14 protein-coding genes and 2 pseudogenes are annotated in these 23,564 nt (G+C 74.1%); 15 read left to right on the top strand and 1 reads right to left on the bottom strand.

Annotated features, from left to right (window positions below; genetic code table 11):
• Positions 1–18: 18 nt before the first annotated feature.
• Positions 19–804 carry a thioesterase II family protein gene (locus H0H10_RS15165; protein ID WP_188181449.1) on the bottom strand — a complete coding sequence of 262 codons (786 nt, stop codon included), beginning with the start codon at positions 802–804 and terminating at the stop codon, positions 19–21.
• A gap of 82 nt (positions 805–886) precedes the next feature.
• On the opposite strand from H0H10_RS15165, the gene H0H10_RS15160 reads away from it, so the two are divergent.
• The 15 genes and pseudogenes from H0H10_RS15160 to H0H10_RS39940 all read left to right on the top strand — a co-directional run bounded on the left by H0H10_RS15160 (position 887) and on the right by H0H10_RS39940 (position 23,430).
• Positions 887–1,909 carry an ornithine cyclodeaminase gene (locus H0H10_RS15160; RefSeq protein WP_188181448.1) on the top strand — a complete coding sequence of 341 codons (1,023 nt, stop codon included), beginning with the start codon at positions 887–889 and terminating at the stop codon, positions 1,907–1,909.
• A 251-nt stretch (positions 1,910–2,160) separates the two neighbouring features.
• Positions 2,161–3,909 carry a DUF885 domain-containing protein gene (locus tag H0H10_RS15155; protein ID WP_309141806.1) on the top strand — a complete coding sequence of 583 codons (1,749 nt, stop codon included), beginning with the start codon at positions 2,161–2,163 and terminating at the stop codon, positions 3,907–3,909.
• Positions 3,906–5,204 (top strand): trans-sulfuration enzyme family protein, encoded by a 1,299-nt coding sequence (locus tag H0H10_RS15150; protein ID WP_188181447.1) that lies wholly within the window; start codon positions 3,906–3,908, stop codon positions 5,202–5,204. Before H0H10_RS15155 ends, H0H10_RS15150 begins: the two co-directional genes overlap by 4 nt.
• Before the next feature lie 70 nt (positions 5,205–5,274).
• Positions 5,275–6,141 carry a hypothetical protein gene (locus H0H10_RS15145; RefSeq protein WP_188181446.1) on the top strand — a complete coding sequence of 289 codons (867 nt, stop codon included), beginning with the start codon at positions 5,275–5,277 and terminating at the stop codon, positions 6,139–6,141.
• A gap of 18 nt (positions 6,142–6,159) precedes the next feature.
• Positions 6,160–7,470, top strand: coding sequence for a lysine N(6)-hydroxylase/L-ornithine N(5)-oxygenase family protein (locus H0H10_RS15140; RefSeq protein WP_188181445.1), 1,311 nt, complete (start codon positions 6,160–6,162; stop codon positions 7,468–7,470).
• A 153-nt stretch (positions 7,471–7,623) separates the two neighbouring features.
• On the top strand, positions 7,624–9,483 hold the full coding sequence (locus tag H0H10_RS15135; protein ID WP_188181444.1) for a non-ribosomal peptide synthetase: 1,860 nt from the start codon (positions 7,624–7,626) through the stop codon (positions 9,481–9,483).
• Positions 9,476–10,090, top strand: coding sequence for a TOPRIM nucleotidyl transferase/hydrolase domain-containing protein (locus H0H10_RS15130; RefSeq protein ID WP_188181443.1), 615 nt, complete (start codon positions 9,476–9,478; stop codon positions 10,088–10,090). Before H0H10_RS15135 ends, H0H10_RS15130 begins: the two co-directional genes overlap by 8 nt.
• A gap of 187 nt (positions 10,091–10,277) precedes the next feature.
• Complete coding sequence (locus tag H0H10_RS15125; protein WP_188181442.1) at positions 10,278–12,107, top strand: amino acid adenylation domain-containing protein; 1,830 nt, start codon at positions 10,278–10,280, stop codon at positions 12,105–12,107.
• 16 nt (positions 12,108–12,123) lie between these two features.
• Positions 12,124–16,461, top strand: coding sequence for a non-ribosomal peptide synthetase (locus H0H10_RS15120; protein ID WP_188181441.1), 4,338 nt, complete (start codon positions 12,124–12,126; stop codon positions 16,459–16,461).
• Positions 16,462–16,576: 115 nt separating this feature from the next.
• Complete coding sequence (locus tag H0H10_RS15115; RefSeq protein ID WP_188181440.1) at positions 16,577–16,960, top strand: CU044_2847 family protein; 384 nt, start codon at positions 16,577–16,579, stop codon at positions 16,958–16,960.
• A gap of 2 nt (positions 16,961–16,962) precedes the next feature.
• Positions 16,963–18,984 carry a VMAP-C domain-containing protein gene (locus tag H0H10_RS15110; RefSeq protein ID WP_188181439.1) on the top strand — a complete coding sequence of 674 codons (2,022 nt, stop codon included), beginning with the start codon at positions 16,963–16,965 and terminating at the stop codon, positions 18,982–18,984.
• Positions 18,981–19,946, top strand: a complete 966-nt coding sequence (locus H0H10_RS15105) for an AAA family ATPase (RefSeq protein ID WP_188181438.1) — start codon at positions 18,981–18,983, stop codon at positions 19,944–19,946. Before H0H10_RS15110 ends, H0H10_RS15105 begins: the two co-directional genes overlap by 4 nt.
• Positions 19,918–21,300 (top strand): annotated as a pseudogene (locus tag H0H10_RS40535) (SAV_2336 N-terminal domain-related protein); the annotation flags it as partial. The gene H0H10_RS15105 and the pseudogene H0H10_RS40535, both read left to right, overlap by 29 nt.
• Before the next feature lie 636 nt (positions 21,301–21,936).
• Positions 21,937–22,443: pseudogene (locus H0H10_RS39945) on the top strand (GGDEF domain-containing protein); the annotation flags it as partial.
• Positions 22,429–23,430, top strand: coding sequence for an effector-associated domain 2-containing protein (locus tag H0H10_RS39940; protein WP_309141811.1), 1,002 nt, complete (start codon positions 22,429–22,431; stop codon positions 23,428–23,430). The pseudogene H0H10_RS39945 and the gene H0H10_RS39940, both read left to right, overlap by 15 nt.
• Positions 23,431–23,564: the final 134 nt, after the last annotated feature.

The following is a 23,564-nucleotide window of genomic DNA, read 5'->3' as shown; positions in this document are numbered from 1 at the left end:
ACGAGCGGGCCGCCCGGCTCATCCGACCGTCTGTTCCTGCTTCGCCGGGGCGTCGGCCACGCCGCCGAAGTCCCGGCGGATCTCGGCGAGCAGCGCCTGCGGCGCGGAGAGGAAATCGAAATGGCCGCCCCGCAGCTCGACGGTCCGGCAGTCGGCCGACACGTCCTGCCAGCCGCCCATGAGCGTCGCCGGGATCTCGGTGTCCTCGGACCAGCCGATCGCCGTGATGCCGCAGCCGACGGTGACACGGCCGGGGGCGTACCGCCGGTTCGCCTCCAGGTCGTTGGCGAGAACCTCCAGGCCCATCTCGACCAGCGGCCCGGTCGGCTCGCCGCCGAGCCTGGTGATGATGTGCCCCAGCTCGGCGCGCAGCCCGTCCCGGTCCAGCTCGAACAGCCGGCTGTAGGGCCCGTCGTGCGGGGCCACCTGCCCCGAGACGAACACCCGCTGCGGCAACGGCAGCCCGGCCGCCGCGAGCTGCCGGGTCACCTCGATCCCGGGAAGCGCGCCACCGCAGTGCCCGAAGAACGCGAACGGCCTGTCCAGATGCGGCCGCAGGTACGCCACGAGCTCCCGCGCCATGTTCTCGTACGTCCCGTAGTGCGGTTCGCCGATCCGGTTCTGCCGGGCGGGCGGCTGGACCAGGCAGACGTCGATCGCACCGATACGGCGCGGCCACCCCTGGAACATCGAGGCGCCGCATCCCGAGTACGGGAACAGGAAGAGACGGGCCGGCGCGTCCGGGTCCGGGCGGCGCAACAGCCAGCGCGGCGGCTTCTTGGGACGGGGCTGCGGTGAAGTCATGCGGGGACCGTAGAGGAGGCCGTCCGAGCGCTTCAAGGACACGCAATCGCCCTTGTTCCACCACGAGATGAGGACCTGACCCATGCACACCCAGCCCCGGCCGATGCGCTACCTCGACGGTGCCACCGTCGCGTCGCTGTGCGCGCGGATCGACCCGCTCGAGACCGTCACCGAGGCGTTCCTCGCCGTGCGCGCCAACCGCTCCGGAGTGGCGACCGAGGCCGCCCTGCGCTGGACCGCACCGGACGGAGCAGCCGCCCGCAGCCTCGTCCTGCCCGCATGGCACGACGGCACCTACGGCTGCAAGATCATCAACGCCAGCCTGGGGAACACCGACCGCGGCCTGCCCCGGGCCGCCGGCCTGATCCTGCTGTACGACAGCCAGACCGCCGAACCGGTCTGCGTCATGGAAGGCGCGCAGATCAGCGCCCTGCGCACGGCGGCGGTCTCCGTGGCGGCGCTGCGCGCGGTCCGCCCGCTGCCCACGGTGGACCGGGTGGCCCTGCTGGGCTGCGGACGCCAGGCACGCACGCACCTGGAACTGCTGGCCGCCCACGGCGCGGTGAAGTCGGTGATCGCCTACGACCTGTCGCCGTCCCGGCGCGAGGCCTTCGCCGACGAACTGCGCACCGCACTGCCCCACATCGACGTCGAGACCGCCGCCGACCCCGAGCCGGCGGTCCGCTCGGCCCCGGTCACGGTGGCCGCCACCACGACCACGACCGCGTACGTGCCGCTGGACTGGCTGCCGGAGGGCTCCGTCTTCCTCAACGTGTCCCTGGACGACGCCGCCGAGGACGTCCTCCTGGGCGTCGAGCACCTGTTCGTCGACGACTGGCACCTGGTCAGCGAGGACGAAACCCGGCTCCTGGGCCGCCTGGCCCGCGCCGGCCGCGCCACCGCGCCGGGCACCCACGTCCCCGGCGCCCGCCAGGTGGACGCGGACCTCGCCACGCTCCTGTCCGGCGCCTACCCGCGCCCCGTCACCCCCACCGACCGGACGGTGATCAACCCGTTCGGCATGGGCGTCCACGACGTCGCCCTCGCCACCCGCGTCCACGCCCTCGCCTGCGCCGAGGACACCGGCGTCTTCCTGCCCCGCTGACCGGGCCGCAGCCCCGAACCGGCCGTCGCCGCCGCGTGCCGCACGGCGAGCCGGCACGGCCGACTCGCCCCCGATCCCGGCCGGTCGGCGTTCAATCGACGCCGATTGACCGGCCCATCCGGTCGGGCCATGATCTGTTCCCCGGCGGTGCCGTGCACCGCGTCCCCCGGTCCGCTGCGTGGCCCACGGCGTGTCGCCGTGCCCCCGGACGACAGCCAGTGACCGACCGACACACAGTGAGGTGGAGACACGTGGGCGACGACCTGTCTGCCGACTCCCGCGCCGTGCGTGACGTAGCCGACGCCTACGTCACGGGGCTCGCCCGAGTGGACCCGGGCATCGCCACCTACCTGGGTCTGCCGGTGGGGCAGGACGAGATGCCCGACCTGTCGCCGGAAGGCCGCGACCGGATGGACGACCTGTCCCGCGCCACCCTCGCCGACCTGGACCGCGCCGAACAGGCCGCCGCGGGCCCCCTCGCCCCCGCCGAGCGCAGGTGCGGACGGCTGCTGCGCGAGCGCCTGCGGGCCGACCTGGCCGTCAGCACCGACGACGAGTACCTGCGGGAGATCGTCAACGTCTACGGCCTGCAACAACGCGTCCAGGACATCTTCCAGCTGATGCCCACCAAAACCCCGGACGACTGGGCAGCGGCCGCACGGCGGATGAGCCGCGTCTCCCGGACGCTGGACGGCTTGCGGGAATCCCTCACCCGGGGACTCGACAAGCAGCACTTCACCGCCGCACCACGGCAGGTCCGCATCATCGCCGACCAGCTCGACGCGTGGATCCGCGACGCCGACGGCCGCGGCTGGTACGCCGGCTTCTGCGCCGACGCCGACGTACCGGCGCCGCTGCGCTCCGAACTGGACAGGTCGGCGGCCCTCGCCACCGCGGCGGCGGCCGGGATGCGGGACTGGCTGCGCACCGCATACCTCCCCAGGGCCGAGGCCCAGCCCGACGGCGTGGGCGCCGACCGCTACCGCACCTGGGCCCGGTTCTGGACCGGCGCCGACCTCGACCTGCACGAGACCTACGCCTGGGCCTGGGGGGAGTACCGCAGGATCCGGGACGAGATGCACGCCGAGGCACAGTCCGTGCTGCCCGGCGCCACCCCGCGCGAGGCCATGCGCCACCTCGACCGGCACGGCGAGGCGGCCGACGGCACGGAGGCCGTCCGGCAGCGACTGCAGGGCTGGATGGACGAGGCACTCGACGCGCTCGACGGCACGTACTTCGAACTGGCCCCGCCGGTACGGGTGGTGGAATCCGCGATCGCACCGGCGGGCAGCGGTTCGGCGGCCTACTACACCCCGCCGAGCGTGGACTTCTCCCGCCCCGGCCGGACATGGCTGCCCACCCAGGGACGCACCCGGTTCCCCCTGTGGAGCCTGCGCAGCGTCTGGTACCACGAGGGCGTACCCGGCCACCACCTCCAACTCGCCCAGTGGAGGTACCTCAGCGACCAGCTGTCCACGTACCAGGCCGCCCTCGCCGCCATCGACGCCTGCACCGAGGGCTGGGCCATGTACGCGGAACGGCTGATGGACGAGCTCGGCCACCTGCGCACCCCCGGCGAGCGCCTCGGCTTCCTCGACTGGCAGATGCTGCGCGCCGTGCGGGTCCTCGTCGACATCGGCGTACACCTCGGCCTCGACCTCCCCGACGACGCCCCGGCCGGCGCCGGCCGGGCCTGGACCCCCGGGCTCGCCAAGCAGTTCCTGACCGCCCACAGCGGCCAGCCGGCCGAGTTCGTCGACAGCGAGGTGGGCCGCTACCTCGGCCTGCCCGGCCAGGCGATCTCCTACAAGCTGGGGGAGCGGGCCTGGCTGGACGGACGGGCCGCGGCCGAGGCCGCCCACGCCGGCCGCGGCGAACGGCTGGACCTGAAGTCCTGGCACACGGCCGCACTGTCCCTCGGCCCGCTCGGCCTCGACGACCTCCACGACGAACTCGCCCAGCTGCCGCCCGCGACGACGGAAGGCGGGTCACCGCGATGAAGGGCGCCCGGTTCACCACCCTCGCCATCAGCGGGGCCTACGACCACGCGGAGGCCGCCGGGCACCTCGGTGCGCTGAGCGAGCCCGCCCACCTGACGACCGCGCAGAGCTTCCCGTCGATGGACGCCATGCTCGCGGCCACCGCCGAGGACGGCGACGGCTGGGTGTACGCCCGGCGGGGCAACCCGACCGTCCGCCTCCTGGAACAGACCGTCGCCGCACTGGAGGGCTACGGGACGGACGCCGAGGTGAGCGCCGCCCTCACCGCCACCGGCATGGGCGCGATCACCCTGGCCACGATGCCGCTGCTGTCCACGGACGCCGGACCCAGGCCCAACATCGTGGCCTCACCGCAGTGTTACGGCTCCACCACCATGGTCTTCGACAAGCGCTACGGGCAGGAACGCGGCGTCGACGTACGCTGGGTCGCCGACCCGCTGTCGGTGGACGACTGGGCCCGCCGCATCGACGACGAGACCCGGTTCCTGTACGCGGAGACCCCCTCGAACCCGACGGTGCAGCTCGTGGACATCCCGGCGCTGTCGGCGCTGGCCCGCCAGGCACGCATCCCGCTCATCGTCGACGCGACGCTCGCCACGCCCGCACTGCTGCGCCCGCTGGCCCTCGGCGCGGACGTGGTCGTGCACTCGCTCACCAAGACGGCCGGCGCCAGCGGCCGGAGCATGGGCGGGGCGGTGATCGCCCGGCACGACCTGGGGCTGCGCGGCCGGCCCGCGGAACTGTCGGCCGACTACGCCGGCTATCTGCGCCGCGGCCCCCTGCGGGACATGGGCGCGGTCATCAGCCCGTTCAACGCCTGGACGATCCTCGCGGACGTCCGGGAGGTGCGCGGCCGGGTGGACGCCATGTCCCGCAGCGCGCACCAGGTGGCCCGGTACCTCGATGAGCACGCCGGTGTCACCGAGGTCTTCTACCCGGGACTGGAGAGCCACCGCTCCCACCACATCGCCCGGCGGGACATGTGGCTGGTCGACAGCGAACTGGACGGGGGCCAGGCGGAGAACCGGTTCGGTTTCCTCCTCTGCTTCCGCCCGGCCGGCGGTGTCCGCGCCGCGCACGAGGCCATGGACCGCCTCGGGCTCATCTGGCGGGCGAACAACCTCGGCCAGGTCAGGAGCACGGCGACGATCCCCGGCGCCACCACGCACAAGCAGGCCGCGGACGCCGATCCCGGCCGGGCCCCGGTACCGCCGGACATGATCAGGCTGAGCGTCGGGATCGAGCACGTGGACGACATCATCGCCGATCTCGACCAGGCGCTGCGGACCCGGTGAGAGCCCCGTGACACCTCCGACGAAACCCACGGCCCCGGCCGTGGCCAAGCCGAGTCAGCAGGAGGAGACAGTGGAATGGGAAAACGCGGTGACCCGCGCCTACGACACGCGGCTGGCGCTGATATCGCCCCCGCGCACCGGGTCGACCGCCGTGGCCCGGCTGCTGTGGCAGCACCCTCGCGTCACGCACCACTGCCACGAGCCGTTCGAGGCCTGCTACTGGGGTGACCAGGGACCGGAGTCGGTCGCCGGCGTCCTGCGCAACCCCATGGTGGTCGCGTCGGGCGAGCGGATCGCGCTGGCCGACGTGGAGCGGGGCAGCGGCCTGCTGATGAAGGAGATGAGCTTCCAGCTCAGCGAGGCCCAGTTCACCCAGCTCGTCGGGCTCGCCACGGCCCCGCCGGTCTTCGTGATCTGCGACCCGAGGCTGTCGACCACCTCCCGGCTGCGCATCGTGCGCGAGCTCAACGGGGCGCACACCTTCCCGCCGTTCGAGAGCGGCTGGCAGTCGCTGCGCGAGCAGGTGGAGCTGTGCCGGGCGCGGGACATCCCGTACGTGCTGGTCGACTCCGACGACATGCGGGCCGATCCGGCCGGTGTCACGGCCGCCCTGATCACGGCGGTCGGGCTGCCGCAGGCCGGCGGGCTGGAGAACTGGACCCCGCGTCCGGGCCTGAAACTGGTCTCGCCCGAGGTGGGCGCGCTGATGAGCGACGTCCGCAAGGCGGACGACCCCTTCTACCGCAAGGTCCTGGGCAGCAGCGGCATCCAGCCGAGGGGCGCGGTCGACTGGGAACGGGAGGAAGCGGCGATCGCCGCCGCCGGCCTCGAAGACGACGTGGCGAAGTGGCGGCACTGGTACGAGGAGATGCGGGCGGACCCGGCACTGATCGCCGGCCGACACACGGAACGGGAGAACAATGCTCACACGGGATGACGTACGCCGAGGTGCCGCATGACCGACCGACCCGACGTCCGGGCGACCGCGCCGGCCGGCGAACCCGTCGATGTGCTCGGCGTCGGGTTCGGACCCGCGAACCTGTCGCTCGCCATCGCGCTGCAGGAGGACCTGCCGGAGGCGGACGCCTTCTTCCTGGAGGCCGCACCCGACCCGGTGTGGCAGGGCGGACTGCTGCTGGACGGCTCCAACATGCAGAACCACCCCAACCGTGACCTCGTCACCCTGCGCAATCCGCGCAGCCGCTACAGCTTCCTCAACTACCTCTTCGAAGAAGGCAGGCTCATCGAGCACCTGAACCTGCCCCTGGAGTTCCCGCTGCGCAAGGAGTACGCGCAGTACATCCACTGGGCCACCCGCCAGTTCCACCCGCAGGTCGCCTTCGGCGCCCGGGCGACGGAGATCGCCGTGGCCGAGACCGACGGCACTCCCGAGTACGTGGTGACCTGCGCCGACGGCTCACGGCGGCGGGCCCGCTCCCTGGTGGTGGGCACCGGGCGCACCCCGTTCGTGCCCCAGCCGTTCGCCGGCCTCGACTCCCCCCGGGTGTGCCACCTGACCCGGTACCTGCACACCGTGCGGGACCTGGACGAGCCCCCGCGGTCGATCGCCGTCATCGGCGGCAGCCAGAGCGCCGTCGAGATCGTCCTCGACCTCGCGCACCGCTTCCCGCAGGCACGCATCGTCAACTACGTCCGGAAGTTCGGGCTGCGGCTCAAGGACACCAGCCCGTTCAGCGAAGAGGGCTTCTTCCCCGCGTTCACGGACTACTACTACCGGGCGAGCCGGGCGAGCAAGAACGAACTCGACGCGTACATGCGCCCCACCAACTACTCGTCGACCGACGCCGACGTCCTGCACCACCTGTACGCGCTGATATACGAACAGCGCCTGGACGGCGACCAGCGGGTATTCGTCCGCGGCAACAGCGAGGTGCGGACCGCGGACGCGGACGGCACGGGCGTACGCCTCAAGGTGGAGGAGGTCCACACCAAGGACGTCTCCACGGACCACGCGGACCTGGTGATCCTCGCGACCGGGTTCCGCGACCTCGGGCCGCACCAGGGCCAGGAGGCGTACCCGGCGCTGCTGTCCCAAGTGATCGACCGGTTCCAGTTCGACGACGACGGCTACCTGGTCGTCGAACCCGACTACCGGCTGCGGCCCCGCACCGACGGCACACCCCCGCTGTTCCTCAACGGGCTGTGCGAGTCCAGCCACGGCATCGGCGACGCGGGATCGTTCAGCCTGCTGTCGCTGCGTGCCGCGACGATCCTGGACGGCCTGCGCAAGCAGGGGGTCGTGTGACCACCGCGGGCCGGCCGGTCCCGGCACGCAAGGAGCGAGCCCGATGACCCCGGCACGGCGCGGCGACGCGCACGGCACGGTAACCGGGCTCCCCGATCCCGCCGGCTTTCCCGAGCGGGAGTCCGAAGCGGCGTTTGACAAGGCAGGCATCTGATGACGACTGACGACTGGCGGAACGCGACCATCACCGACCTGTTCGACGAGCAGGTGCGTCGCCGCCCCGAGGCGACCGCGCTGCGCTTCGACGGCGTCGACATGAGCTATGCGGAACTCGACCGGCGGGCCGATGAACTCGCCCGGCACCTGCGCGCGCTCGGCGTCGGAACCGAGAGCGTGGTCGGCCTGTTCGTCGAGCGCTCCTTCGAGATGATCATCGCGCTCGTCGGCATCCTGAAGGCGGGCGGCGCGTACCTGCCCGTGCACCAGAACGAACCCCCCGACCGGTTCCGGTACATGCTGGAGCAGGCCCAGGCCCGCGTCCTGCTGACCCACGACCGGCTGGCCGACCGGGTGCCCGAGATCGACGGCACCGTGGTCAACCTCGACCACCCGTGGCAGACGGCCCCCGCCCAGGGGCCCGTCGAGCCCGGCACCGGCCCCGACAATCTGGCCTACATCTGCTACACCTCCGGCTCCACCGGCATGCCCAAGGGCGTCGCCGTCCGCCACCGCGGCGTGGTCCGCCTGGTCCAGGACGGCGACTACGCCTCACTGACCGCGGACGAGACCTTCCTGCAGTTCTGCTCGCTGCGCTTCGACCCTTCCGCCTTCGAGATCTGGGGATCGCTGCTCAACGGAGCCAAGCTGGTCGTCTATCCGCCGGGCACGGTGGCGATGCACGAACTGGCCGCGTTCCTGGAGAAGGAACGCATCACCACGCTGTGGCTGACCACCGGCCTGTTCCACCGCCTGGTCGACGACCACCTCGACAGCATGGCCGGCCTGCGCCAGATGCTCGGCGGCGGCGAACCGCTGTCCCCGCTGCACATGAACACCCTGCGCCGGGCCTACCCGGACCTGCTGATCGTCAACGGCTACGGCCCCACCGAGGACACCTGCTTCACCTCCTGCCACGTCATCACCGACGAGATCGGCGACAGCGTCCCGATCGGCCGCGCGGTCACCGACACCCGCCTGTACGTCCTGGACGAGAACCTGCAGCCCGTCCCCGACGGCGAGTGGGGCCTGCTGTACACCAGCGGCAGCGGTGTGGCCCGCGGCTACGTGGGACGCCCGGCGCTCACCGCCGAGCGGTTCGTGCCCGACCCGTTCGTCCCCGGCGAGCGGATGTACAGCATCGGCGACGTGGTCCGGCTCGGCGCCGACGGCGCCCTGGAGTTCCGCGGCCGCATCGACGACCAGGTCAAGGTCGACGGCTACCGGATCGAGCCCGGCGAGATCGCGGCCGCCCTGTCCGGCCTGCCGGACCTGAAGGAGGCCGTCGTACTGGCCCGCGACGACGTCATGCCCGGACGCAAGGTCCTGGTGGCGTACGTCGTCCCCAACGGCCCCGCTGAAGGCCTCGTACCGAGGCTGCGCCTGGCCCTGCACCACCGGCTGCCCCGGTACATGCACCCGTCCGTCATCATCGTCATGGACGCCTTCCCGCTGACGCTGGGCTCCAAGACGGACCGGCGGGCCCTGCCGGCCCCCACGCACCTGCCGCGGACCGCGGACACGCCCTACGCCGCCCCGCGCACCCCCCTCGAGGAACTGCTGGCGGACCTGCTGGCCGACGCGCTCGCCCTCCAGGAGATCGGCATCGACGACGAGTTCTTCGAGATCGGCGGCAACTCGCTGATGGCCATGGACCTCCTCGCCCGCATCCGGACCGTGCTCCACGTGGACCTGCCGGCGGCCGAGTTCTTCGAGGCCGCCACCGTCGCCGGACTGGCCGAACTGGTCGAGCGTCACGCCCCCGGCCTGCCCTCCTTCGGCGAAGCGGACACCCAGCCGTCCCCGGCAGCGGCCCGGCGGCCGGTGCCCGCGCAGGCGGGCGGGCCTCTTGGCTGACATGAGGTCCTTCCGGGACGCGGTCATGGACTGGGCGGCGGGCGGCTCCGGCGACCTGGCGCACGAACTGGCCACGCTGCTGCCCGTCCAGGGAGCCGTCCTGCTCGAAGGCCCGAGCGACGTCGCCGCCGTCGAGGCACTGGCGGAGGGCTACGGCCGCGACCTGGCGGCGGAGGCGGTCTGCGTCCTGCCGATGGGCGGCGCGATGAACGTGACCCGCTTCGTCGACCGCCTCGGGCCGGACGGCCTGGACCTGCAGCTGACGGGCCTGTGCGACGAACGGGAACGCGGCTACTACGCCCGCGCCTGGGCGCGGGCCGGGCTGCCGCCGCACTTCTTCGTGTGCGACGCGGACCTGGAGGATGAACTCATCCGCGCCCTGGGCGTGGAACGGGTGACCGAACTCATCCGGCAGCAGGGCGACCTGCGCCCCCTGCAGATCTTCCTGTCCCAGCCCGCGCAGCGCGGCCGCAGCCCGCAGCAGCAGCTGCGGCGCTTCCTCGGCACCAAGAAAGGACGCAAGATCCACTACGGCCGGGTGCTGGTCGACGCGCTCCCGCACGAACGCGTCCCCGCGCCCCTGGCGGACCTGCTCGACTTCGTCTGACCCCGCTGCCCGACGGCGGGCGGCCGGCTCGCAGGCCGGCGGCCGCCCGCCGGACCGCCCATGCGCACCACCGACCCGTCCCCACGGCCGACCGGCCCGTCCACCCGAGGAACCGAGCCCCGCCATGCCCTCACCGCACCCGGCCCCTCCGCCCAGCAGCGGCCCGCCCCCACAGCACCCCGCGCCCGTGCCGCCGCCCCCCTCGGCCCGCAGGACCGCACAGGCCGCGCTGGAGATCGTCGCCGAGGTGCTCCGCGTGCCCGGGGCCGACGGCACCGAAAGCTTCTACGACCTCGGCGGAACCTCCCTGCAGGCCATGCGGATCTGCGCCCGGCTCGCCAAGGACCTGCACCTGCACGCCTCGCCCGAGGACCTGTTCGAGGCTGACACCCTCACCGCCTTCACCGCCGGGCTCACCCCCACCGCCGGGCCCACGTCCACCGCCGGACCCCCTCGCGGCCCGGACAGCACCCCCGCACCCGCCGCCCGGCACACACCCACCGCACCTCACCCCGCCGCCCGGCGCTCCCTGCACGCCGCCGTCACCCACCAGGCACGCCTGCGCCCCACCGCCCTCGCACTGATCCACGGCGACGAACGCGTCGACTACGCCACCCTCGACGCCGCATCGGACACCTACGCCGGGGAGCTGGCCGGGGCCGGAGTGCACCCCGGCGCCGTCGTACCGGTCCTGCTGCCCCGCTCACCCCGGCTCGTCGCCGTACTGCTGGCCGTCCTCAAGTGCGGCGCCTCCTACGCCGCCCTGGACCCGCGCTGGCCCGCCCCGCGGATCCACGACGTCGTCTCCCGCCTGCACGCCCCCCTGACGGTGGCCGAGCAAGACATACCGCACGCCTGGGCCCCACCCGCCGAGACCCTGCGGCAGGCAGCGGCCCGGCGCATCGCCCCGCCCGGCGTGACCGCCGCCCCGGACGATGCCGCCACCGTCTTCTTCACCTCCGGCACCACCGGCGTCCCCAAGGGCGTCCTGTCACCCCACCGTGCGACCACCCGCCTCTTTCCCCCCGACGGCGCCACGTTCGCCGACTTCGGCCCCGGACGGGTGGTCCTGCAGGCGGCCCCGGCCCCCTGGGACGCCTTCAGCCTGGAGCTGTGGGGCCCGCTGACCAGCGGCGGCACCTGCGCCATCGCCCCCGGCGACCACCTCCTCCCGGACACCCTCACCGACCTCGTCGCCAGGGCCGGCGTGGACACCGTGTGGCTGACCTCGGCCCTGTTCAACCTCTTCGTGGACGAGGACACCCCCGACCGCCCCTGCTTCGCCGGGATCCGGCAGGTCCTCACCGGCGGCGAACGGATGTCGCCCGCACACGCCGGCCGCTTCCTGGCCCGCCACCCCGGCACCGTACTGATCAACGGCTACGGACCGGTGGAGAGCTGCGTGTTCGCCACCACCCACCGGGTCACCGCCGCCGACTGCGCCCGCCCCGACGGCGTCCCCGTCGGCGTGCCGGTACCGGGCACGACCGTGCACATCCTCGACGGCGACCGCCCGGCCGCACCCGGCGAGCCGGGCGAGATCTGCCTGGCCGGCGACGGCCTGGCCCTCGGCTACCTGGACGACGCCGAGGCCACCGCCGCGTCCTTCACCACCCACCTCCTCGACGGCACCCCCCTGCGCCTGTACCGGACCGGCGACCTGGGCGTCATGGACACCGACGGGACACTGCACTTCCGCGGCCGGACCGACCGGCAGGTGAAGATCGCCGGCCACCGCGTCGAGCCGGACGAGATCGAGACCGTCGCCCGCCGCGTCCCCGGCGTCCGCGACGCGGCCGTCGTCCCGGTCCCGGCGCCGGCGGGCGGCTACGAACGCCTCGCGCTGTTCTACACCTCGAACGACCGGGACGACCCGTCCCACCCGGCCGTGGTGCGCCGTGCCCTGGCCGCCAGGCTCCCCGGCCCCCTGGTGCCCCGCACCGTCCGGCGCTGCGCGTCCCTGCCCACCACGGCCAACGGAAAACTCGACCGCCGCGCCCTGCCCGCCTGGCTCTGACCGAGGACCGCCCGCCATGCCGCACACCAGCCACCCCAGCTACCCGATGACCGGCGAACAGGAGTCGATCTGGCTCAACGACCAGTTCCAGGACGGCACTTCCCGCTACCTGGAGTCCTGGACGTACCGGCTGCGCGGCGCCCCCGTCGAACCGGCCGCCGTACAGGCCGCGCTGGACGGCATCGTCGCCCGGCACGAAGCCCTGCGCAGCCGCCTGCATCTCGACGGTGCACAGCCGCGCCAGACGGTCCTCCCGCCGGCCCCGGTCGAGCTGGAGATCCGCCGCGTCACCCCCGCACAGCTGCCCGCCGCCCTGACCGAAGCAGCCACCCGGCCGGTGGCCCTGCACCGGCCGCCGCTGCTGCGGGCGACCCTGCTCCAACTGGACACCCGCACCGGCGGCAGCGACGCCGTCCTCGTCGTGGCCGTCCACCACGCGGTCGTCGACGGCTGGTGCTGGAGCGTGCTGGACACCGAGTTCAGCGCCCTCTACCGGGCCGCCCTGGACGGCTCCGACCCCCAACTGCCCGAGCTGCCCGTGCAGTTCGGCCCGTACGCCCAAACACGCCCCGCCCCCAGCCGCGCCTCCCTGGAGTACTGGCGGCGCACGCTGGCCGGAGCACCGGAGCAGTCGACGTTCCCCACCGACCGGCCCCGGCCCGCCGTGCTCGGCACCGGCGGCGACCGGGTGGAGTTCACCCTGGAGCCCGGCCTGGTCACCGGGGTGCGCGCACTGGCCCGCCGGGCCCGCACCACCCCCTTCACCGTGCTGGCCACCGCCCTGGGCGCGCTGCTGGCCCGGACCTCGGGCCGGCAGGACGTGGTCATCGGCACTCCCGTCTCCCGGCGGGACGACGAACGCCTCGAACCGATGCTGGCCTGCCTCACCGACGTCATGCCGCTGCGCCAGCACCTGGACCCCACCGCCTCCTTCGCCGAGCTCACGGCCCGGACCAAGGCCGCGGTGTGGGCCGCCGTCCGCCACCGCGACGTTCCCCACTCCCACCTGGTCCGCGACCTGAAGACGGCGCGCTCCACCGGCCGCTTCCCGCTCTTCCAGGTGGTGTTCGGCCTCGACGACGCCCCCGCCCCGGCCCTGGACCTGCCCGGCATCACCGCCGAGCGGCTGTACGTGCACGGGGGCACGGCCAAGTACGACGTCTTCCTCCACATGGTCCCCGAGGCGGACGGCCTCCACGGCTACTGGGAGTTCTCCACCGACCTCTTCGACCGCGCCACCGCCCAGCGGCTGACCGCCCGTCTCACCACGCTGCTGGCCTCCGCCGTCGCCCACCCCGACCGGCCACTGGCCGAGCTGGACGTCCTTCCCCCCGAGGAACACGCCCTCCTCCGGCAGTGGACGCACGGCCCGCCGCCCGCCGCCGACCGCCCGCTCGCCCACGAGGCCGTCGCCGCCCAGGCACGCCGCACCCCCCACGCCCCCGCCCTCGTCCACCGGGACCGGACGCTCACCTACGCCCAGCTGGACGCGGCCGCCACGAACGTCGCCGCCCACCTCGTGGCCCGGGGCGCGGCGCGGCAGCCCGTCGGGATCTGCCTGCGCCGCTCACCGCACCTGGCCGTCGCCGTCCTCGGCGTGCTCAAGGCGGGCGGCTGCTGCCTGCCGCTCGACCCCGACTACCCCGCCGACCGCCTCGCCTTCATGGCCGCCGACAGCCGGATCACCACCGTGCTCACCCAGCGCGACCTGGCGCACCTCGTCGACGCCGAGCCGGTCGTCGTGGACGACCTGCCGCCCGCCCCCGCCGTGGCGCTGCCCGCGGCGGACCCGGACGACCTCGGCTACCTGATCTACACCTCCGGATCGACCGGCCGGCCCAAGGGCGTGGCCATGCCGCACCGCTCCCTGGCCAACCTGCTGGCCTGGCAGCGCACCCGGTCCGCCGCGGCCACCGGCACCCGCACCCTGCAGTTCGCCCCGCTCGGCTTCGACGTGGCCTTCCAGGAACTGTTCAGCACCTGGGCGACCGGCGGCACCCTGGTCATGACCGACGACGGGACCCGCCGCGACCCGGCCCGCCTCCTCGGCCTCCTGGCCGCCGAACGGGTGGAGCGGCTCTTCCTGCCGTTCGTCGCCCTGCAGCAACTCGCCGAGTACGCCTGCGCCACCGGCCGGACACTGCCGCGGCTGCGCGAGGTGGCCACCGCGGGCGAGCAGCTCTTCGCCACCCCCGCCCTGCGCGAGTTCTTCCGCTCACACGCGCCCGACGCGGTGCTGGACAACCAGTACGGCCCCTCCGAGACCCACGTCGTCACCGCCGAGCGCCTCGCCGAGGACCCGGCCTCCTGGCCGGACCTGCCGCCCATCGGCCGCCCCGTCGCGGGCACGCGGATATCCGTCCTCGACGAGGCGCTGCGCCCGGTGCCGCCCGGCACCCCGGGCGAACTGTGCGTCGCCGGCCCCGCACTGGCCGACGGCTACCTGGGCCACCCCGGCCTGACCGCCGAGAAGTTCGTCCTGCGCGACGGTGTGCGGCTCTACCGCACCGGCGACCTCGTCCGGCACCTTCCCGACGGCCGCCTGCAGTACCTGGGCCGCCGGGACGACCAGGTCAAGATCCGCGGCCACCGGGTGGAGACCGGCGAGATCGAGGCCGTCCTGCGGGCGTTGCCCGCGGTGGCCGACGCCGCCGTGGTGGCGCAGGAGACCCCCGCCGGGCGCCGCCTGGTCGCCCACTACCTCACGGCCACCGACGACGCGGCGAACCCGCCCCGGCCCGCCGCGGTCCGGCAGGCGCTGGCCGAACGCCTCCCCGACCACATGGTCCCGGCCGCCGTGCTGCAACTGGAGCGCTTCCCCCTCACCCCCAGCGGAAAACTGGACCGCGCCGCCCTGCCCCGCCCCGAGCACCCGGACACCCGGCCGCCCACCCCCTGCGATCCGCCCACCACCGCCACCGAGCGCCGGATCGCCCGGATCTGGAGCGACCTGCTGGACATCCCCCGCATCGGCGTCCGGGACGACTTCTTCGCCCTGGGCGGCCACTCCCTGCTGGCCACCCGACTCGTACTCAGGATCCAGGAGGAACTGGGCACGCGGATCCCGCCCGGCGCGGTCTCCGCCTCCGCGACGGTCGCCCGGCTGGCCGCCCTGGTCGACGGCAACACCACCGCCCCGGCCCTCGACCTGCCCGCCGAGACCGACCTGCCCGCCGACATCGTCCCGGCACCGGACCCGGCCCCCGCCGCCCCCACCCCGGCACACGTCCTGCTCACCGGAGCCACCGGCTTCCTGGGCGCCTTCACCCTGCGCGCCCTGCTGGACCGCACCGACGCCACCGTGCACTGCCTGGTCCGCGGCACCGACCCCGAGCACGCCGGCAAACGGCTGCGCGGCGCCCTGGAGAACCACGGGCTGTGGGACGAACGCTGCACCCGCCGCGTCACCGTCGTCCACGGCGATCTGGCCCGGCCGTCGCTGGGCCTGTCCGAGGACGCCTTCGACCGCCTCGCCCGCACCGTGGACGCGGTGCACCACGTGGGCGCGGCGGTCAACCTCGTCTCCTCCTACCGACAGCTCAAGGCGGCGACCGTCGACGGCACCACCGAGATCCTCCGGCTGGCCGCGCGCCACCGCACCGTCCCCGTCCACCACGTCTCCACCGTGGGCGTGTACGCGGGCACCGCCCCGCACCCGATCGGCCCGGAGCACCCGACGGGACCGCCCGAGGCGCTGGAACACGGATACACCCAGAGCAAATGGGTGGCCGAAGGCCTCGTCGAACAAGCCCGACGGCGCGGACTGCCCGTCACCATGTACCGGCCGACCCGCATCACCGGCCACAGCCGCACCGGCGCCTGCCAGACGGGCGACTACCTGTGGCTGATGCTCAAGGGCTGCGTCCAGGCCCAGGCCGCACCCGCCCGGGTGGACACCGCCTTCGACCTGGCACCGGTGGACTACGTCGCCGACGCCCTGGTGGCGCTGTCCCTGCTCCCGGGCACCGCCGGCCGGACCTTCCACCTCGCCGCAGGCCGGCGCCTGCGCCTGGAGACGGCACTGGACTGGCTGCGCACCATGGGCCACCGCCTGCCGGAAGTCTCCCCGCAGGCATGGCTGGACCGGATCGGCACGGACCCCGGCAACGCGGCGTACCCGCTCCTCGGCACACTGGCCGCCGAACTGACCGGCGCCGGATCGGAAGGCGGTCTCGCCTTCGACCCCACGGCCACCGACGCCGCACTGGCCGCGACGGACGTACGGCGCCCCGCGCCCGGGACCGACCGGAAACGGTTCGCCCTCAATGTCGCCCACTTCACCGCAACGGGCTGGCTCCCGGAACCCGGCGAGGCGCGAGTCCGTGACAGCGGCGGGGGACAGGAACATGACTGACGGAGGGTCAACACCAGCCGGACGAGCGGCGAGAGCCCGTCACTCCGCGGTCTCCGGCCGCCGGAATCGATCGATCACAGGGCCAGGCGCCCCGAGCACTGGCATAGTTGAGGCCATGGGGGAATTTGTGGAGTTCACCTTCGACGACGGCCAGAGGGTGCTGCTGGAGGTCTTTCCCAGTCCGCTGGCCGACTCCGCCGCAGCCGGCGCGGCGCCCGGGTCCGCGCCGCTCGTGCCCGTTGCGGGCGAGGGCGGCGGACGGGTGGCGCGTGCGGCCCGCGGTGCGCTGCGGCAGGTACTGCAGCCGCTGGTCCCCGTGCTGCAGTCGGTCCACGAAACGGTGTCCGCCATGGAGCGACGGCCCCACCAGCTCACCGTGGACCTGGGCGTCAAGGTGGGCAACGACCTGACGCTCGGCATCGTCGCCAACAAGGGCGAGGCCAGCCTCACCGTGTCCGCGACCTGGAACCTCGAAGAAGCTCCCGCGCCGACGGAGTAACCGTGCACCGGCAGCACCGCGACGACCCGGACGGGCGTGTCCGCCAGGCCTGGGCCACCATCCACACCCGTGGCGTCACCGGGACGGGCCTGGGGGCGGGCGTGATCGTCGCGGACGGATTCCTGCTGACCTGCGCCCATGTGATCAACGCGGCTCTCGGCCGGGACAAGATGGCGCCCACCGCGCCGACCGCGGCGGAGATGCTCCGCATCGCGGCGTCCTTCCCGTGCCTCGGCAGCGAGCAGCACCCGGTGGAACTGGCCGGCTGGCTGGCCCCCAAGCCCTGCAACGGGCAGTGGTGGGACGGCGACCTCGCCCTGCTGAGGGCCGACCTCCGGGACCCCGCTCTCAGCCCGGTGCCCGTGCGCGAGACACCCGGCCGCAGACTGTCGACCTGGTACGCCCACGGAGCCCCGCGCTCGCTCGTGGACGTCTACGTACAGGCCACCATGGGCCCCTGGTACATCCTGGACCCGGGGTACGCCCCGCTGGAGATCGAGCCCGGCCACAGCGGAGCACCCCTGTGGGACCGGGAACGCGGCTGCGTGACGGGCCTGGTGGTGTCCACCGAACCCGACCGGCCCCGCTCGTACGCCATCAGGGCCTCCCGGATGGTGAAGCTGCTCCACGACGCGGGTGTGCTCCCCGCCGCGGCCGCGGCGCCTGCCGACGCCAGGACACGAGCCCGGCGCCGTGAGATGGCCGACGCCCTCGACGCACTCCCCGACGGCAAACTGGAGCGTTGCGCGGGCCGGGTCGGCAGCGCCCTCGGCCTCTCCTGGACCCCGGACACCGGTGCGGAACTCGTCGACGCGGCCCTGAGCCACCCCCGGGGCGTACCGGCCCTCCTCAGCGCGCTCACCGCGTTCGAGGCAGTGGCCCTGCGGGTCCGGGAGGCCGCCGCGAAGCTCGGCCCGGTGCGCCTGCTCACCCAGGACGAGTACGACGACCTCGAGGACCTGCTCGGCCCGGACCCGTACCAGGAAGTGCGCGCGGCGGCCCGCCGTGCCGTGCCGCACCTGTCCTTCGCCCACGCCGGGCAGGCCGGCATCGGGGCGCTGGTGGAGGACCTGGAGGACCGCGCGAGCGAACCCGGCGTCGTGCCGCCCCTGATCCAGGTGGTCGAGGAGGTGGCCGCGTCCCGGCGGGACGGCGGGGACCTCCTGCGGGAATGGTCGCAGGGCGTCGCCACCCGGCTGGGCGTCAGCCCGGACGCCATGGCGCAGTGCCGCTGGTCCGCCAAGTCCCGCGCAGCCGCCCTGACCGCGCAGCCGGTGCTGCGCGTGTGGCTCTGGCCGCAGCCCGACGCCGACGCCTTCCACTACGACATCCGCCTCTACGACCACGACGCACACGAGGAGCCGGCGAGGACCTGGACGGACGGAGACGCCCTGCGCGACCGCGACGAACTGTGTGCCGCGCTCTCCGACGCCGTCGACGACCTCGACCAGTACGAGGAGTCCACAGGCGTGGAGTTCCTGCTGGAGGAGGGCTTCTTCCACCTGCCGGTGGACCGCCTGCCCACCCGCGCCGGCTCCCTGGGAACGCGGCCCATCGGGCTGGACAGGGCGGTGGTCCTGCGCGGGCAGAACGTACCGCGCAGCGGCGCCCGCAAAGCCCGCTGGGAACGCGGCCGCAGCACCGTGGCCGAACCCTACGTCGTGCACGAGCTGCGGGCGGCGGACGGCACCCTGTCGAAGCGGAGCGAGATCGCCTGCGTCATCGCCTGCTGTCCGCCCGACCAGCGCGACGGCACCCTGGCCCTGTGCCGCCACCTGGGCGTACCCGTGGTCCTGTGGCACCGGGCCGCCCACGGCCCCGACGCGGCCGAGCAGCTGCGGGCCGTCGTCCACGACGACTGGCCGCACAGCCTGCGCGAACAGGTCAGACAGCGGCGCGCCGAAGCACTCCACGACAGCCTGCACATGGGCGCTCATCTGGCCCTGCTGTGGGAGGACCCGGGCTGGTCACCGCCCCGGCGACGGCTGGCCAACCCGACCAGGCGGGAAGGAGGCGCCGCGTGAACAGCGGACGCCCGCAGGAACGGCTCTTCCGCGGTGGCGGCGGCACCTACGACGACTCGGTACCGCTGCCCGAACCCCCGCCGTGGCGACGGCCGCGGCAGGACGACGAGCCCGAGCGGCCGCGGCCGTACCTGATCGGCGACCAGGAGGTGGAGGTGGTCAACGCCGCCCTGCGCCTGCGCCGCCCCCTGCTGGTCACCGGCTCTCCCGGCACCGGCAAGTCGTCGCTCGCGCACGCCGTGGCGGCGGAACTCGGACTCGGGCCGGTCCTGGTCTGGCCGGTGAACACCCGCGCCACCCTCACCGACGCCCTCTACCGCTACGACGCGATCGGACGGCTCCGTGAGCAGCGCGACGGCACGGACGACATCGGCAGTTTTGTACGCCTGGGCCCCCTGGGGACCGCGCTGGCCACCCGGCACGAGGGACGACCGCGGCTGCTGCTGATCGACGAGCTGGACAAGAGCGACCTGGACCTGCCCAACGACCTGCTCTTCGTGCTGGAGGAAGGCGAGTTCACCATCCCCGAACTGGCCCGCCTGCCCGAGGAACAGGCCGAGGTCGCCGTCCACGTACAGGGCTCGCAGGAGAAGGTGCGGGTGCGGCAGGGCACCGTCCGCTGCCGGGACTTCCCCTTCGTCGTCATCACCAGCAACGGCGAACGGGAGTTCCCCGCGGCCTTCCTGCGCCGCTGCGTCCGGCTGGAACTGCCGGAGCCCGGCCCCGAACAGCTCGAAGGCATCGTGCGGGCGCACTTCGCCCAGGACCTGCCGCAGCTCCAGGCGCAATGGCCCCGGGTCCGGGAACTCATCCGCACCTTCACCGACCGGCGCAACCTCGGCGGCCTCGCCACCGACCAACTGCTGCACGCCGTCCACCTGCTCCAGCAGGGCGTCCACCCCGAGGCCGGGCACCTCAGGGAGGCGGTGCTGCGTGAGCTCAGAAGCGGCGGATCCCGGTGAGCCGGACGAACTCTGGGCCGCACGCCTGCACGCCGCGCTGCGCAGCGCCGGAGCGGAACTCTCGCCGAGGGAGCTGAGCGACGCCCTCTGGCTCGCCCTGCACGCCCCACCGAGCCCGGCCGACGCCGCCGTGACGGAACCCGCCGCGGCGCCCCGCTCCCGGCCCGTACCCGCCTCCGTCCCGCAGCCGCGGCCCGGGGAACGGAACACCGGGCAGAGCGCCCCGGGCGACGTACGGCGACCGGTCTACGCGTTCACCCGCACCCGCGACGGCGGCGCCCCCGGCGCGCCGCTGCGCATCCCCGGAGTCCGGGGCCTGCGCCATCCGCTGGGCATCGTCCGCGGTCTGCGCGCGCTCAAGCGCACAGTGCCGTCCCCGCACCGGCAGGAACTGGACGAGACCGCCACCGCCGAGGCCATCGCCGACAGCGGCGTCCTCGACGCCGTGCTCCGCCCCGCCCGGGACCGCTGGCTCCGCCTCCTGCTGGCCGTGGACGACGGCCCGTCCATGCGGGTGTGGCGCGACACGCTCGGCGAACTGGCCGACGCACTCACCGGCTCGGGAATCTTCCGGTCCGTCCGCGTGAGCCCGCTCGACGCCTCCGCCCTCCTCACCGGCGACCCGACCGTCGTGCTCGCCGTGACCGACGGGGTCGCCGACCACTGGTACGACGGATCCGCCCACCGGCGGCTGGCCGCCCTGGCCCGCAGAGCACCCACCGCCGTACTCCACCTGCTCCCGACCCGGCTGTGGAGCGGGACCGGGCTGGCAGCCGAACCCGCGGTCGTCCGGACGACCGGCCCCGCACCGCCCAACACTCTGCTCGCCGTCGACGAGCCCCCGCCCCCGGCCGAGCCGGCCCCCCGGCCCGCACTGCCCGTGCCCGTGCTCGAACTGGAGGAGCTGAGCCTGCGGCCCTGGGCCGCCCTGATCGCCTCGCACGGCGGGACGACCGCGCTGCGCGTCATCGACGCGCACAGCCCTCCCGCCCCGGGATCCGACAGCGACGGACGCTCCGGCGGCGACACCACCGGTGACACCGGCACCGCCACCGACCGCGTACGCACGTTCCGGGCGACGGCCTCCCCGCCCGCCTACGAACTGGCCGGCCACCTGGCGGCCGTCGACCCGCTGACACTGCCCGTCATGCGGCTGGTCCAGGCCGCCGCCCTGCCCGACAGCACCCCCGTCTGCCTGACGGAGGTCATGCTGAGCGGCCTCATGCACGTGGACGCCCCGCTCGACGGCCACGACGTCTTCGCCTTCTCGCCGGACGTGCGCGCCGTGCTCCGCACGGTGGTCAGAGCCGGTTCGGCGCAGCGCACGGTCGACGCCGTGAGCGACTTCATCATCCCGCGGCTCGGCCGTACCCCGGACTTCCCCGCGGTCATCGCAGACCGGACGGGAACGCTCAGTCTGCCCAGGGGAGGGGAGCCGCTCGCCGAGCTGGTGCCCGCCGGCCGGCCGTACGGCCAGGACGGTCCCGGGGGCGCGGGCCGGGGTGCGCAGCCGTTGCCGCCGGGCACGCACAACCTGCCCGAGCGCCGCGCCGTGCGGTGGCTGCCCGCACTCCAGCGCGATGTGGACTGGGTGGAAGAGACACTGGCCGGCCGCAGCGCCTTCGGTGCGGTGGTGCTCTGCGGGCCCGCCGGGTCGGACAAGACCACCGTCGTGCTGGAGTACGCCTACCGTCACCTGCGGGACCACACCTTGGTGTGGTGGATCGACGCGCGCGAGCCGGACGGTGTGGACAACGGCATCGCGAGCATCGCGCACGCCCTGTTCCCGGTGCCCGCCTCCGGCCGGGCGGGCACCGACGCCACCGAACGCGCCCTGCGGTGGCTCGAGTCCCACCCCGGCTGGCTGCTCGTCCTCGACCACGTCACGGACGCCGCGGAGGCGACCGGTCTCCGGGACCGCATCGGGGCGTACGGGCACCTCCTGGTGACCGCACGCAGCCACCCCCGGCAATGGACCGCGCTTCCGGTACGCGACCTGACGTCCGCCCACCGCGCCCGGCACGACCCCCTCACCGGCCTGAGGGACGGGCCCACGCTCCGCGCACAGCTGTCCGGCCTGCTGTGCGCCGACCCGCGCACGGACGACGAACCCCACCACACGCACCTGGGTGCCCCCTCGGAGGATCCGGACACCGGACAGCGGGGCCTGGCCATGGTCCTGTGCTCCCTCGATGGATGGGAGACCGTCAACGACCGGTTCGGACGCGCCGCCGGCGACGCCGTTCTCGTCGAGGTCGCCCGCCGGCTGCGCGAGGCCGTACGGGACGACGACACCGTCGCCCGGGTCGGCGGCGACGAGTTCGCGGTCCTCGCGGGCGGGCTGGACCGGGCCGAGGCCGCCAACCTCGCCGTACGCCTGCGCAACGAGATCATCGCGCCGATCCCGGCGGAGGGACGGGCCGTCAGGGTCGGTGCCTCCACCGGCATCGCATGGGCGCAGTGCGGCACGTCCCCGGAGCAGATCATCGGCTCCGCCCGCGGGGGAGACCTGAGGCGTGCGCGGAGCCTGAACCTGCTGCTGCGCCTGACCGACGTCCTGTGCACACTGACGTGCATGGAGGAGGCCCGGGACCGGGCGTCGTTCGCTTCCGTCCTCGCGGGGCAGCTGGGCCGCCCGGTCGACCTGCGGGGCGTCAGACAGCGCGAGGACGTCGTGACCCTGGTGCGTGCCGCGCTGGCGGTGGCGGACGGGGCGGACGCACTCGTCCGCGTCGTACGGCTCTTCGAAGGGGACGTGCCGAGCCGCGAGCTGCGGCGGCTCCTCGACGAGGCCGGCAGCCCCCCTGCCGACGCGTCCGGGGCACAGGCCGACGGACCGGGACGCGCACAGGGCTCCCTCGCACTGATGGCGGACCTGGTCGACGCCCTGTGCCGACTGACGGTCTTCCAGGAACGCGAGGGGCGTGCGCAGTTCGCCGCTCTGCTGGGGGACCTGCTGGGCCGTCCGGTGGAGCTACGCGGGGTCAGACAGCGCGAGGACGCCGTCACCCTGGTGCGTGCCGCGCTGAGCACGGCGGGCGGGGAGCAGGTCCTGGCCGACGTGGTGCGGATCCTCGAAGGGTCCCCGGCGGCCGACGAGGTGGTCGGCAGGATCATCGCCGCGCCCGGCCCCCCGGTGCCCCGGGTGCTCTCGGCCCAGGAGGAGGACGAGGCCCGGACCCGCCTGCGAGACGCCGCCGCCGAACTGCCCGCCGCCCGTCTGCGGGACGTCCTCGTCCACGAGCTGAGCGGTCTGCGCCTGCCCGCCGGCCTGTCACCCGAGCAGCTCTTCGCGTACACGCTGGAGCTGACCGCGCAGCCGGACGGTCTGCCCCCCGCCGTGCTGCTCGTCGAGTGCGCGGCCCGCCTCGTGCGATCGCCGGAGCACCGCTCCGCCCTGGCCGCCTGGTCCGGGACCTGGGCCGCGAACGCGGGACTGTCGGAGGCTCTGCGGCGCCGCCGGGCGGCGGCGAACCGTGCCTGACCGCCCGCGCCGGCCGGTGCTGCCGCGCGTCGGATGTCGGCAAGTCACCCGTCCACCTGCGGCCGGCGTGCTAGCTTCACACGCCGGGCAGGTGTACCGGCTCCGCGGGGAAGGTCGGTGAAGTCGTCAGCGGC

The organism is Streptomyces griseicoloratus (genome assembly GCF_014534645.1).
Lineage (GTDB): Bacteria > Actinomycetota > Actinomycetes > Streptomycetales > Streptomycetaceae > Streptomyces > Streptomyces griseicoloratus.
This window is presented reverse-complemented; position numbering and strand designations above follow the sequence as displayed.

What these genes read in the sequence shown, in the direction of transcription:
- H0H10_RS15140 (WP_188181445.1), top strand. Translation starts at nt 6,160, where the DNA reads ATGACCGACCGACCCGACGTCCGGGCGACCGCGCCGGCCGGCGAACCC.
- H0H10_RS15115 (WP_188181440.1), top strand. Translation starts at nt 16,577, where the DNA reads ATGGGGGAATTTGTGGAGTTCACCTTCGACGACGGCCAGAGGGTGCTG.
- H0H10_RS15160 (WP_188181448.1), top strand. Translation starts at nt 887, where the DNA reads ATGCACACCCAGCCCCGGCCGATGCGCTACCTCGACGGTGCCACCGTC.
- H0H10_RS15135 (WP_188181444.1), top strand. Translation starts at nt 7,624, where the DNA reads ATGACGACTGACGACTGGCGGAACGCGACCATCACCGACCTGTTCGAC.
- H0H10_RS15120 (WP_188181441.1), top strand. Translation starts at nt 12,124, where the DNA reads ATGCCGCACACCAGCCACCCCAGCTACCCGATGACCGGCGAACAGGAG.
- H0H10_RS15150 (WP_188181447.1), top strand. Translation starts at nt 3,906, where the DNA reads ATGAAGGGCGCCCGGTTCACCACCCTCGCCATCAGCGGGGCCTACGAC.
- H0H10_RS15165 (WP_188181449.1), bottom strand. Translation starts at nt 804, where the DNA reads ATGACTTCACCGCAGCCCCGTCCCAAGAAGCCGCCGCGCTGGCTGTTG.